Annotated in this window: 8 protein-coding genes; 5 read left to right on the top strand and 3 right to left on the bottom strand. The window is 41.3% G+C overall.

What is annotated here, in order from left to right; translation table 11 throughout:
- Nucleotides 1-50: 50 nt before the first annotated feature.
- On the top strand, nt 51-1,115 hold the full coding sequence (pepA, locus tag M1F63_RS07810; RefSeq protein WP_247941133.1) for a glutamyl aminopeptidase: 1,065 nt from the start codon (nt 51-53) through the stop codon (nt 1,113-1,115).
- A gap of 21 nt (nt 1,116-1,136) precedes the next feature.
- A complete protein-coding gene (locus M1F63_RS07805) occupies nt 1,137-1,433 on the top strand; it encodes a bacteriocin immunity family protein (protein ID WP_000390584.1) in 297 nt (98 codons plus the stop codon).
- Nucleotides 1,434-1,529: 96 nt separating this feature from the next.
- Here the strand turns inward: M1F63_RS07805 and M1F63_RS07800 are convergent, their stop codons facing one another.
- Nucleotides 1,530-3,161 carry a Na/Pi cotransporter family protein gene (locus M1F63_RS07800; RefSeq protein ID WP_000026625.1) on the bottom strand — a complete coding sequence of 544 codons (1,632 nt, stop codon included), beginning with the start codon at nt 3,159-3,161 and terminating at the stop codon, nt 1,530-1,532.
- Nucleotides 3,162-3,493: 332 nt separating this feature from the next.
- On the opposite strand from M1F63_RS07800, the gene M1F63_RS07795 reads away from it, so the two are divergent.
- Complete coding sequence (locus M1F63_RS07795; RefSeq protein ID WP_247941132.1) at nt 3,494-8,218, top strand: endo-beta-N-acetylglucosaminidase; 4,725 nt, start codon at nt 3,494-3,496, stop codon at nt 8,216-8,218.
- A gap of 118 nt (nt 8,219-8,336) precedes the next feature.
- On the opposite strand, the gene M1F63_RS07790 is transcribed toward M1F63_RS07795, so the two are convergent.
- Together M1F63_RS07790 and M1F63_RS07785 are read right to left on the bottom strand one after the other, a co-directional pair.
- Nucleotides 8,337-8,705, bottom strand: coding sequence for a nuclear transport factor 2 family protein (locus tag M1F63_RS07790; RefSeq protein WP_247941131.1), 369 nt, complete (start codon nt 8,703-8,705; stop codon nt 8,337-8,339).
- Between the two features lie 84 nt (nt 8,706-8,789).
- Nucleotides 8,790-9,716, bottom strand: coding sequence for a helix-turn-helix transcriptional regulator (locus M1F63_RS07785; RefSeq protein WP_247941130.1), 927 nt, complete (start codon nt 9,714-9,716; stop codon nt 8,790-8,792).
- 353 nt (nt 9,717-10,069) lie between these two features.
- Between M1F63_RS07785 and M1F63_RS07780 the strand changes: the two genes are divergently transcribed.
- Both M1F63_RS07780 and M1F63_RS07775 read left to right on the top strand, forming a co-directional pair.
- The gene (locus tag M1F63_RS07780) at nt 10,070-11,269 is read left to right on the top strand and encodes a phosphoglycerate kinase (RefSeq protein WP_001096767.1); all 1,200 of its coding nucleotides are present in this window, start codon (nt 10,070-10,072) and stop codon (nt 11,267-11,269) included.
- Nucleotides 11,270-11,434: 165 nt separating this feature from the next.
- Nucleotides 11,435-14,118 (top strand): antigen I/II family LPXTG-anchored adhesin (locus M1F63_RS07775; protein ID WP_247941129.1); only part of this gene is annotated, 2,684 nt, incomplete at its 3' end.

The raw sequence follows: 14,118 nt of genomic DNA, 5'->3' as shown, positions 1-14,118 counted from the left end.
CCTTCTCCTATAAAAAGTGGTAAAATGGAGGACAGAAAGAAGGAACTGATATGACAACATTATTTTCAAAAATCAAAGAAGTAACAGAGCTTGCTGCGATCTCAGGTCATGAAGCGCCTGTCCGTGCTTATCTTCGTGAGAAGTTAACACCGCATGTGGATGAAGTAGTGACAGATGGCTTGGGTGGTATTTTCGGGATTAAACATTCAGAAGCTGCGGATGCACCGCGTGTCTTGGTCGCTTCTCACATGGACGAAGTTGGTTTTATGGTCAGCGAGATTAAGCCAGACGGTACTTTCCGTGTGGTTGAAATCGGTGGCTGGAACCCTATGGTGGTTAGCAGTCAACGCTTTAAACTTTTTACGCGTGACGGTCGTGAAATTCCTGTGATCTCAGGATCTGTTCCTCCACATTTGACTCGTGGAAAGGGTGGACCAACCATACCAGCCATTGCCGATATCGTTTTTGATGGTGGTTTTGCGGACAAGGCTGAGGCAGAAAGCTTTGGAATCCGTCCAGGTGACACCATTGTCCCTGATAGTTCTGCTATCTTGACAGCCAATGAAAAAAATATCATCTCCAAAGCTTGGGACAATCGCTACGGTGTTCTCATGGTGAGCGAGTTAGCTCAAGCCTTGTCAGGTCAAAAACTTGGCAATGAACTCTATCTTGGCTCTAACGTCCAAGAAGAAGTTGGTCTTCGTGGGGCTCATACTTCCACAACTAAGTTTGACCCAGAAGTTTTCCTAGCAGTTGATTGTTCACCTGCTGGTGATGTCTACGGTGGCCAAGGTAAGATTGGAGATGGCACCTTGATTCGCTTCTACGATCCAGGTCACTTGCTTCTCCCAGGTATGAAGGATTTCCTTTTGACAACGGCTGAAGAAGCTGGAATCAAGTACCAATACTACTGTGGAAAAGGCGGAACGGACGCTGGAGCAGCTCATCTGAAAAATGGTGGTGTCCCATCTACAACTATCGGTGTCTGTGCACGTTATATCCACTCTCACCAAACCCTCTACGCGATGGATGACTTCCTAGAAGCCCAAGCTTTCTTGCAAGCCTTGGTGAAAAAATTGGATCGTTCAACGGTTGATTTGATTAAAAATTATTAAACATAAGGGAGGTTGATCGGGATGGAAGAAGCAAATCTAGAAAGCCTTATAAAAGACCTCTACAATCATGCCCGTCAGGGCTTGAGTGACGATTTAGTTGCTGCTCTCCTAGAGACTGCTAAGAGGCTGCCTACTACAAATGAGCAGTTACTAGCAGTCCGTCTCTCAGGACTGGTCACCCGTGAATTGCTCACCAATCCCAAACATCCGGCACCTGAGTTGCTCAACTTGGCTCGCTTTATCAAAAGAGAAGAAGCCAAGTACAGAGGAACCGCGGTTTCTGCTATTATGTTTGGAGAGCTATTTAAAATGCTTTGATTCCATTGTGAATCAAAGCATTTTTTTTACGTTAGAAAAAATTTTCTTGATTAAGAGACGAAAAAAACCACCTAAATTAAGGTGGCTTCTTACCAATTAAATTTGTTCAGCAATGACCTTTTCAGCTAGGTTCATAGCATGGTCAGACACACGAGTGTAGTGGGAAATGATGTCGATGAAGTTGACCCCAGCTTGTGTAGAACACTCACCCTTGTTAAGGCGTTTGATATGGGTCTTTCTGAGAATGCGTTCCATATTGTTGATTTCTTTATGGCGTTCAATTAGACTTTGAGCTTTCTCAGTATCGTTGTTTTCCACACTATCAAGGGCATCTTTGATGAACTCAGTGGTAGCGTGATAAATCTCAGCTAGCTCTTTCAAAGCGGCCTCAGAGAACTGAACATTCTTGCGTTGGAGATAGTCTGTTAGGTTGATTAACCCTTCTGCGTGGTCTCCAATCCGTTCCAAATCACGAGACGAGTCGAGGATGTTGGTTAGGATTTCACTTTCCTTTTGACTCAATGATTCGCTTGAAAGGCTAATCAGGTAACGAGTGAGTTTTTCGTCAATTGTGTTAATAGCTTCTTCAGTCTTGTGCCCTTTCTCCGCTAGTTTTTCATCTAGATTGACGATATAGTCGTAGGAAAGGTCAAAAGCTTTTGCAGCATAGTTCCCCAAGTGAAGAAGTTCTTTTTTGGCATTTCCTAGAGCGATAGAAGGTGCCTGTTTGATGAGTTGTTCATCCAAGTAGAGAGCCTCGTATTTAACAACTTCATCTTCACCAGGAATGAGCTTGGTTACAAGGTAAGCTAAGGCACCGATGAATGGGAACTGGATAATGGTATTTGTAATATTAAAGGTTCCGTGAGCAAAGGCAATGGTCATTTCTGGAGCTAGATTGAGCGCCGATTCAAACCATTGAATCAAGCCCGTGAAAGGAACAAGGAAGACAATACAGATAACCGTACCAATTACGTTAAAGGCGACATGGGCACCGGCAACACGTTTGGCAGCGATATTGGCTCCAAGAGAAGCAATGATGGCTGTAATGGTCGTTCCGATATTATCACCAAACAAGACCGGTAGGGCACCTTGTAGGTCAATCAAACCACTTGCGTACAGATTCTGTAAGATACCGATAGTTGCGGATGAAGCCTGAATGAGTAGGGTCAGCCCAGTTCCGACAAAGACACCTAGAATAGGACTCTTACTTAGTTCAACCATGTAGTCTCTAAAGACTTGCAGGTCTTTTAGGGGCTCCATTGCACCGCTCATAAGATTGAGGGCGAAGAAGATACCACCAACACCAAAGATAATTCGTCCGATGTTATTGATGGAGCGATTCTTGGTGAAGAAGAGACAAACTGCTCCGATAAAGAGCATAGGTAAGGCGTAATCTCCTAGCTTAAAACCGATGATAAAGGATGTAACGGTGGTTCCAATATTGGCACCCATGACAATACCGATAGCCTGACGCAAGGTCAAAAGTCCTGCACTGACAAGTCCCACTGTAATGACTGTAACACCAGAACTTGATTGAATCAGCGCCGTCATACCGATACCAACCAGCACACCGAAGAAGGGATTGCTAGTATATTTGTCAATGTAAAAACGAAGGCGATCTCCAGCAGCTTGTTGCAAACCGTCTCCCATGGTCTTGATACTATATAAAAATAGTCCCAGACCACCTAAAAAGTGAAATAAAATTTCCTGCCAATTAATGGACATTTCTTTTTCCTCCGAAAAATAATAACGGAATTTCTCCTATTCTATTTTAAAGGATAAAAGTAAATCTCACAAGTGTTTAGCTGAAATTTCCATAAGAAACAAGAACTTTCTTTTAAAATGAGAGATAGTTTCCCTTTAAGATAGATGATTTATAGGATTGTGTCCAAATTTTACTGATTATTATCCTAGTTATAGTTTTTATGTTAAATAGATTGACATCGCTTTCATATAGGATAAAATGAAGATGATCCTGTTCTGGTGGTGTACACTGAGAACAGTTACTTTTTATCAAAAAGTGAAGCGCTTACTTTATATTTTATTAGGAGGATAAGATGAAAAATCTATTTTTTGAAAAACGTTGCCGTTACAGTATTCGTAAGCTGTCAATCGGGGCTTGTTCCTTGATGATTGGTTCAGCTTTATTTGCGAGCCCAGCTCTTGCGGAACAGGTTGGTGTTCCTGAAACAGCTGCAAATACGAGCGCCCAAGCTACAAGTGCGAGTGAAACCGCTAATCCAGACACTGCAGCTATCGAAAAACAATTAGAGGAAACTGAAAACAAAGTAGCAGAGCAACCAATTTCAGAAAACACTCCAGCAATAACTGATTTGGTCAATGAAAAAGAAGAGGCAAAGCCAGCTTCGACAGATAAAGCTGACAAACCTGCTCAACCAACTGATAAAGAAGAAGCTAAACCAGAGGAAGCTCCTCAAGTGGTTGACAATAAAGCCGACAAACCGACTCTAGCAGACGTTCCTAAAAATGAAGAAAAGAGTCTCCGACCAAAAGAAATCAAATTTGATACATGGGAAGATTTGTTGAAATGGGAACCGGGTGCGCGTGAGGATGATCCCATTAACCGTTCATCAGTTGAACTCGCTAAGCGCCATAGAGGTCAGTTGGTCAATGAAAAAGCAAGCAGAAGAGCCAAGGTTCAAGCTCTAGCAAATACCAACTCGAAAGCTAAAGACCACGCTTCTGTTGGTGGAGAAGAATTCAAGGCCTATGCTTTTGACTACTGGCAATACTTGGATTCAATGGTCTTCTGGGAAGGCCTAGTTCCAACTCCAGATGTCATTGATGCCGGTCACCGTAATGGTGTGCCTGTTTATGGAACCCTCTTTTTCAACTGGTCAAACAGCATTGCTGACCAAGAGAAATTTGCAGCCGCTTTGAAGCAAGATGAGGATGGCACCTTCCCGATTGCACGTAAACTTGTTGATCTCGCTAAATACTATGGCTTTGATGGCTACTTCATCAACCAAGAAACAACGGGGGAATTGGTAGCACCTCTTGGTGAAAAAATGCGCCAATTCATGCTCTATACAAAAGAATACGCAGCTAAGGTCAACCATCCAATCAAGTATGCTTGGTACGATGCCATGACCTACAAATACGGTCGTTACCATGAAGATGGTCTAGGTGATTACAACTACCAATTCATGCAAAAGGAAGGTGACAAGGTCCCTGCAGATCAATTTTTTGCTAATTTCAACTGGAATAAGGAAAAGAATGATCACTCTGTAGAGATGGCTAAATGGCTAGAACGTAGCCAGTATGATGTCTTTGCAGGCTTAGAATTGCAACAAGGTGGTTCTTATAAAACCAAGGTCAACTGGGATGCTCTTTTAGATGAAAATGGCAAGTTGCGCTTGTCTCTTGGACTTTTTGCGCCAGATACCATTACCAGTCTAGGAAAAACAGGTGAAGACTACCACAAGAACGAAGACATCTTCTTTACAGGTTATCAAGGGGATCCAACGGCTCAAAAACCAGGAGATAAAGAGTGGTATGGAATTGCCAATTTAGTTGCGGACCGCACTCCAGCAGTAGGACGCACCTTCACTACCTCTTTTAATACAGGTCATGGTAGAAAGTGGTTTGTAGATGGCAAAGTTTCTAAGGATTCTGAATGGAACTACCGTTCTGTTTCAGGTGTCTTGCCAACATGGCGCTGGTGGCAGACTTCAACGGGTGAAAAACTCCGTGCAGAATATGACTTTACAGATGCTTATAATGGCGGAAACTCTCTTAAATTCTCAGGTGATGTAGCTGGTAAGACGGACCAAGATGTGAATTTGTATTCTACTAAACTAGAAGTAACGGAGAAAACCAAACTTCGGGTTGCCCACAAGGGAGGAAAAGGCTCCAAAGTTTATATGGCCTTTTCTACGACTCCAGACTACAAATTTGAGGATGCAGCTGCATGGAAAGAACTGACTCTCTCTGATGACTGGAAGAATGAAGAATTTGACCTTAGCTCACTGGCAGGTAAAACCATCTATGCAGTTAAACTCTTCTTCGAACATGAAGGTGCTGTAAAAGATTATCAGTTCAACCTAGGACAATTAACGATCACGGACAATCACCAAGCGCCACAAGCACCTACAGGTCTCTCAGTAGTGAAACAGTCTCTTAAGAATGCTCAAGAAGCTGAAGCAGTTGTTCAATTTACGGGTAACCAAGATGCAGATTTCTATGAAGTCTACGAAAAAGACGGTGACAACTGGCGCTTATTGACAGGTTCATCTGCTTCAACCATCTACTTGCCAAAAGTTAGCCGTTCTGCTAATGCCACTGGTAGGACTCAAGAATTGAAAGTTGTTGCAGTTGGTAAAAATGGCCTCCGTTCAGAAGCTGCAACAGCGTCATTCAACTGGGGCATGACTGTTCAGGATACAACTCTCCCAAGACCTTTGGCTGAAAATATTGTTCCAGGGGCAACGGTTATTGGTAGCACTTTCCCCAATACTGAAGGCGGGGAAGGCATCGAAGGCATGTTGAACGGTACGATTACAAGTCTATCAGACAAGTGGTCTTCAGGACAATTGAGCGGTAGTGTCGATATTCGTTTGACCCAACCACGTCGTGTTGTCAGATGGGTAATGGATCATGCGGGAGCTGGTGGTGAGTCTGTTAACGATGGTCTGATGAACACCAAGGACTTTGATCTTTATTACAAGGATACAGATGGCGAGTGGAAACTAGCTAAGGAAGTCCGTGGCAATAAAGCGCACGTGACGGATATCACTCTTGATAAACCAATCACTGCCCAAGACTGGCGTTTGCATGTCATTACATCTGATAACGGAACACCTTGGAAAGCCATTCGTATCTACAACTGGAAGATGTACGAAACCTTGGACACAGAAAGTCAAAATATTCCAATGGCTAAGGTAGCTGCTCGTTCACTTGGAAACCATCAAGTTCAACTAGGCTTCTCTGATGTTCCAGCAGGCGCAACCATCACCGTTTACGACAAGGCAGATTCACAAACACCAATTGCAACCTTGAAGACTGAAACTGGTGGCGACCTAGCAACAGCACCATTGGGCTTTGACAAGCAACCAAATCTCCTCTACTATCGTACCCAACTACCTGGCAAAGAAATCAGTAACACCTTGGCAGTAGCGATTCCACAGGATGAAAGAAAAATTAAATCTGTTAGCCTTGAAAAAGGACCTAAGAAGACAGTTTATAAAGAAGGAGAAAAACTGGACCTCAGAGGCGGAACACTCCGTGTTCAATACGAAGGGGGACAAGCCGATGAGCTGATCAACCTTACTCATTCAGGTGTGACAGTATCTGGCTACAACGCTCATCAAAAAGGGGAACAAAAGCTCACAGTTAGCTATCTTGGACTTCCAGTAAGCGGTGACTTGAAGGTACAAGTGACTGGTCAAGATGAAGGAAAACCAAAAGAAGTAGCAGGTCTGTACATTACTCAGAAACCGAAAACGGACTATCTAGTAGGAGAGCAACTGGATCTTGCAGAAGGGCGCTTCGGCGTTCTCTATGATGATGAGACAGAAGAAAGCCATGCCTTCACAGATCAAGGTGTTGAAATTACGGGCTACGATGCTCAAAAGACTGGTCGTCAGACCTTGACTCTTCATTACAAGGGACACACAGCTGAGTTCGATGTCTTGGTTTCTCCAAAAGCAGCTGTCAACGACGAGTACCTCAAACAAGAAATTACTGCTGCCCAAGGCCGTCAGTCAACTCTTGCCTACACCTTCTCAAGCGAGGACAAACAAGCAGCACTAGTAGAGAAGCTCAATGCAGCGAAAGCTGTAGCAGAAAACCATAATGCCAGTCAAGAAGAGGTCAACAAAGCTTTGAATGAGTTGAAACAAGCAGGGACAGCCTTGGATGGAAATCAACGTTATCAGACTGCTAGAGAAGAGTTGGAAGGCTTGCTCGAATCTGTTCGTGAAAAAGATTCCCAAGCTGAGTTGATTGAACAAGCAGAAACTTTGTTGGCTTCAGAAATGCCAACTCCACAAGCTTTTGCGGACATGAAAGAAAAGTTGAATAAGAAATTAGTACCTGCAGAAGAAAGCCATCATGTTGGAAGCATGGATCCAAATGAAGTGGCTCCAACGGTTGAAGCTCTTCCTGAACTAGTTATTGAAACTGAAACAACAGCCTTTGAACGTCAGGAGCGACCAAACGCCGAGCTTCTCAAAGGACAACGCCAGCTAGTTCAAGCAGGAGCGGAAGGCCAAGTTCGTCATTTAGTAGAAGTAGATGTCCAAGGCAATCGCACCCTTCGTTCAACTGAAGTTCTCAAGGAAGCTATCCCAGAAATCACAGAAGTAGGAACAAAAGTTCTGTCAAGCAACCAACCAGCTGAAGGTGTGAAAGATTTAGTTCTAGCAACTCCGAAACTGGAAGTTGAAGAGGCTACAATGGCCTTCGAACGTCAAGAACGACCAAATGCAAGCCTTCTGAAAGGTCAACGTCAGCTAGTTCAAGCAGGAGTTGAAGGCCAAGTTCGTCGCTTTGTAGAAGTTGATGCTCAGGGCAAACGCACCCTTCATTCTACTGAGGTTCTCAAGGAAGCTCTTCCAGAAATTGTTGAAGTAGGAACGAAAGAAGAGCAAGTCTCACAAACAAGGGATCGGGCACTTTTAGCTACACCAGCAAAAGTTGAAGAAGTAAGTAAAGAGCTTCCAAATACGGGAGCGACAAGAGATGCTAGTCTAGTAGCGCTAGGGCTTTTCGGAGTAATGAGTGGCTACGGCTTGCTTGCTAGAAAGAGGAGAGAAGACTAATCGGATTTACGAATCTTGGATTTTCTCATAAAAATTAAAAAACAGGGCTTGACTGTAGATTAGTCAGGCCTTGTTTTTAGTTTTGAAATTGAAGAGTAAATTTGAAGCTAGATTTTTGTTATTCAATTCCTTGGATAAATTTTTGGAAACGATAAGTGTCGAAATAGATATTGGATGCAACTAATTTATCAAATTCATCGAATTTCAGAAATTCTGCGACATCCAGTTCTAGTTCTTGTCCTTGAGGAGAATGTAGATGGTAGCGGTTTAAAGCTGAGACTGTTCGACCATCAACAAGTAATTGCTTCACTTCAAGATGCTGGCTCAAAGCATAGAATTGGCCTGCACCTTGCAAATAAACATCACGTCCTTGTCGAATTTCTATACTATCGCACATGCCATAATCAAAGTTTTCAGCTACGAAATCTTCCCAGCCTCCCTCATTTACTGCCGTAAAATAGCTTTCTGCAAGTGTTTTTGTATCCATTTGGAACCTCCTGTAAAATAATTGGGCTATGGTGAATATCACGAAATATTTTGCCCACTTAAGAGTATACAAAAGGAAATATGACTACAGGTTGTCATATTGCTGAAGATTTTTTTTTAGAGTACTGACCAGTAGATTTTGTAAGTGACTTGGAGATATGACCTTTACTTGATAACCAAAGCTTAAGAGTAAATCAAAAAATGCAGGAGTTAAAGCTCTGAATGCCTGAACTTTTATTATTTCGTCCTCGACTCTGATTTCTTCTTCCGTGAAGTGATCGTAGATTTTTGGGAGTGCAAATCTTGTAAAAACTAGTTCGATTTCTTCTCTTTGCCCCTCCACTTTATGTTTTGGGGGATTTAAAAAAAGCTCTAACTTTTCTTGAGATAAACGTGGATAATCGAATGGTTTATCTTTTATCTCCACTAGTTCTAGTTCACGAATTCGAGTTAATTTAAAAATACGAAAATCTAATTTTTCTAAGCAGTAACCGATAACATACCAAGCATTCAGTTTATAGATCAATCTGTATGGAATAACTGTTCGCTGACTTTTCTCTTGTTTTTTCGAATAGTAAGAAAAAGAAATCATCTGTTCAGTTTGTATCGCTTCCTCAATTTCTAGTAAATAATTTGTATTAAGAGTCCAGGAACTGAGATCAAAGTAAAAAGGACTGTTTGCTCTTGTAATTTCTTGAGAAGACAGCTTGTGTTCGATACTGTCAAGACTTGAATGACCAACGATTTTACTAACATTTTGGCTCATATTAATGATAAACTGTCTCTCTTCCTCAGTGAAAAATTTTCTGTCTATCTTATAGTCGCTTGGTATATAGAAACCTCCCTTATCTCCACGTTCCGAATAGATTGGGATTCCCGCTAAACTGAGTGTATCCATGTCCCTATATACAGTTCGAGTAGATATTTCAAACCTCTCTGCAATCTCTTTAGCTGTTATCCTCTTCTTATTTAAAAGAGACAGTAAAATATAGATTAGTCTTTCTAATTTCATGGTAGCAATTCCCCTTCTTTTAATCTCAAATAGCACAAACTGAAGAAACTATTTTAGTTATATTGTATAATAAGAAACCTAGCAATTCAAAAAGAAGGACTGTAGAGTTTGGAATATTAAGGATTAAAATGTTAGAAAAAGAATGGTATAGAAGTAATTAGGCAGATCAATCAAGAAATTTTCCTAAATTATTCCAACCGAATTATGTGAAAATTTCTATTTCCCTTACTGAAATCCTAGGTTTTTAGGTTAATAAATAGAAGAAAGAACAAGAAAAGTTTAGGGTTTTTCTATCTCTTTTGCTGATTTTGTGATATAATTAACACGTATAAAAAAAGAAGGAGTCATATCTAATGGCAAAATTGACTGTTAAAGACGTTGACTTGAAAGGGAAAAAAGTTCTCGTTCGTGTTGACTTCAACGTACCTGTTAAAGATGGCGTGATTACTAATGACAACCGTATCACTGCAGCTCTTCCAACTATCAAGTACATCCTTGAACAAGGTGGACGTGCAATCCTCTTCTCTCACCTTGGACGTGTAAAAGAAGAAGCAGATAAAGAAGGTAAATCACTTGCTCCTGTAGCTGCTGACCTGGCTGCTAAATTGGGACAAGAAGTTAAATTTATCCCAGGTGTTACACGTGGTGCTGAATTGGAAGCAGCAATCAACGCTCTTGAAGATGGACAAGTTCTCTTGGTTGAAAACACTCGCTTCGAAGATGTTGACGGCAAGAAAGAATCTAAAAATGATCCTGAACTTGGTAAATACTGGGCATCTCTTGGAGATGGTATCTTCGTAAACGATGCATTCGGTACAGCTCACCGTGCACACGCATCTAACGTTGGTATCTCAGCAAACGTTGAAAAAGCAGTTGCTGGTTTCCTTCTTGAAAACGAAATTGCCTACATCCAAGAAGCAGTTGAAGCTCCAGAACGCCCATTCGTAGCCATCCTTGGTGGTTCAAAAGTTTCAGACAAGATCGGTGTTATCGAAAACTTGCTTGAAAAAGCTGATAAAGTTCTTATCGGTGGTGGGATGACTTACACATTCTACAAAGCTCAAGGTATCGAAATCGGTAACTCACTTGTAGAAGAAGATAAATTGGATGTTGCAAAAGCTCTTCTTGAAAAAGCAAACGGCAAATTGATCTTGCCAGTTGATTCAAAAGAAGCAAATGCATTTGCTGACTACACTGAAGTGAAAGACACTGAAGGTGAAGCAGTTGATCCTGGATTCCTTGGTTTGGATATCGGTCCAAAATCTATCGCTAAATTCGATCAAGAATTGACTGGTGCGAAGACAGTTGTATGGAACGGACCAATGGGTGTATTTGAAAACCCAGACTTCCAAGCTGGTACAATCGGTGTCATGGACGCTATCGTGAAACAACCAGGTGTGAAATCAATCATCGGTGGTGGTGACTCAGCTGCCGCAGCTATCAACCTTGGTCGTGCAGACAAGTTCTCATGGATCTCTACTGGTGGTGGAGCATCAATGGAACTCCTCGAGGGTAAAGTTCTTCCAGGACTTGCAGCCTTGACTGAAAAATAAATAGTTTAACTAAAAGAAGATGGTTTAACCATCTTCTTTTTAATTTCATTTATAAATATGTTAGATTTATCGATAAATGAAGGGGGAGAGTAAATGTTTGCATCCCGCATCATAAAATGCTACTATGGATGGTAGATGATTAATTTAGATAAGAAAGGGATTAGAATGAAAAATAAAAAAGAAGTCTATGGATTTCGTAAAAGCAAGGTTGCCAAAACTTTGTGTGGTGCTGTTTTAGGAACTGCTTTGATTGCTTTTGCAGACAAAGCAGTATTTGCTGACGAAGTTACAGAGACAACTAGTACAAGTACAGTTGAGGTAGCTACCACAGGAAACCCAGCCACAAATCTACCTGAAGCTCAGGGTGAAATGAGCCAAGTTGCCAAAGAGAGCCAAGCTAAGGCTGGTTCTAAAGACTCAGCTTTGCCAGTAGAAGTATCATCAGCTGATTTGGATAAAACAGTTGCCGATGCAAAATCTGCAGGAGTTAAGGTAGTTCAAGATGAAACAAAAGACAAAGGAACAGCCACAACTGCTACAGAAAATGCTCAAAAACAAGATGAGATTAAAAGCGACTATGCTAAACAGGCTAAAGAAATAAAGACAACAACTGAAGCATATAAAAAAGAAGTCGCAGCTCATCAGGCAGAAACAGATAAAATCAATGCTGAAAACAAAGCAGCGGATGACAAGTATCAAAAAGATCTAAAAAGTCATCAAGAAGAAGTTGAAAAAATCAACACTGCTAATGCAACAGCTAAAGCAGAATATGAGGCTAAGCTAGCACAATATCAAAAAGATTTAGCAACTGTCAAAAAAGCAAATGAGGATAGTCAACAAGACTATCAAAATAAACTTTCAGCATACCAGACAGAATTAGCTCGAGTACAAAAAGCTAATGCGGAAGCTAAAGAGGCATATGATAAAGCAGTAAAAGAAAACACTGCAAAGAATGCAGCGCTTCAAGCTGAAAATGAAGCGATTAAACAACGTAATGAAACTGCAAAAGCAACTTATGAAGCGGCAATGAAGCAGTATGAAGCAGATCTTGCAGCTGTTAAGAAAGCTAAGGCAGATAATGATGCTGATTATCAAGCTAAATTAGCAGCTTATCAGACAGAATTAGCTCGAGTACAAAAAGCTAATGCGCAAGCTAAAGCAGCCTATGAAAAAGCTGTTGAAGAAAACACAGCCAAAAACACAGCGATTCAAGCTAATAATGAAGCGATTAAGCAACGTAACGCTACTGCAAAAGCGACTTATGAAGCAGCGGTGAAGAAATATGAAGCAGATTTGGCGGCAGTTAAGCAAGCAAATGCTACCAACGAAGCAGACTACCAAACTAAGCTAGCAGCTTATCAGACAGAACTAGCTCGCGTTCAAAAAGCAAATGCCGATGCAAAAGCAGCCTATGAAAAGGCTGTTGAAGATAATAAGGTAAAAAATGCTGCGATTGAAGCTGAGAATGAAGCAATCAAACAACGCAATGCTAAAGCCAAAGCAGACTATGAAGCTAAAGTTGCAAAATATGAAGCAGACCTTGCCAAGTATAAGAAAGATGTAGATGAGTATCCACAGAAACTCAAAGAGTACAATGAAGAGCAGGCAAAAATCAAAGAAGCTCTAAAAAAACTTGAACAAACTAAGACAGAAGACGGAAATTTGACGGAGCCATCTGCTCAAAGTTTGGTGTATGATTCTGAGCCAGATGCTAAATTATCTTTGACAACAGAGGGTGGCACACTTCTCAAATCCTCTGTAGTTGATGAAGCTTTTAGTAAAAGTACATCGAAAGCCAAATATGATCAAAAAATCTTACAGCTAGATGACTTAGATATTAGAGGGTTAGAGAAAGCTGATTCAGCTACTTCAACTGTTGAGTTGTACGGAAATATTGGGACTAAATCAACCTGGACTACCAACGTGGGGAATAATACGGAGGTGAAATGGGGCTCAGTACTTTTGAAACGTGGCCAAAGCGTAACTGCGACTTATACTAACCTTCAAAAAACGTACTACAATGGTAAGAAAGTTTCCAAGATAGTCTATAAGTATACTATAGATGAAGATTCGAGATTTAAAAATCCTAGTGGAAATGTATGGTTGGGAATTTTTAGTGACCCAACGCTAGGAGTTTTTGCGTCGGCATACACAGGTAACACAGAGCAGAATACATCAATTTTTGTAAAGAATGAATTCACCTTTTATGATGAAAATGACCAACCAATTAATTTTGACAATGCCCTTCTTTCAGTAGCATCTCTAAATAGAGAAAATAATTCTATTGAGATGGCCAAGGATTACACTGGTAACTTTATTAAAATTTCCGGTTCATCTGTTGGAGAAAAAGACGGAAAGATTTATGCCACAGAAACCCTGAACTTTAAACAAGGGCAAGGTGGAGCTCGCTGGACAATGTATAAAAATAGCCAGCCTAATTCAGGATGGGATTCATCAGATGCTCCAAACTCTTGGTATGGTGCAGGAGCAATTCGAATGTCAGGAACAACTAACCGTGTGACAGTTGGTGCAACTTCTGCTACTTTAGTAGTTCCTTCTGATCCAGTTATGGCGGTTGATACAGGTAAAAGACCAAACATCTGGTACTCACTCAATGGTAAGATTCGTGCCGTTAATGTTCCAAAAATTACCAAGGAAAAACCAACTCCGCCAGTAGCACCAACTGAACCACAAGCTCCAACTTATGAAGTAGAGAAACCACTGGAACCAGCTCCAGTAGTACCAAACTACGAAAATGAGCCAACTCCACCGGTAAAAACTCCAGATCAACCGGAGCCATCAAAACCAGAAGAGCCAACATATGAGACAGAGAAACCATTGGAACCAGC

The organism is Streptococcus oralis (assembly GCF_023109155.1).
GTDB lineage: Bacteria > Bacillota > Bacilli > Lactobacillales > Streptococcaceae > Streptococcus > Streptococcus oralis_BZ.
The sequence above is the reverse complement of the archived record's forward strand: the minus strand, read 5'-3'. Positions and strand labels throughout refer to the sequence as shown.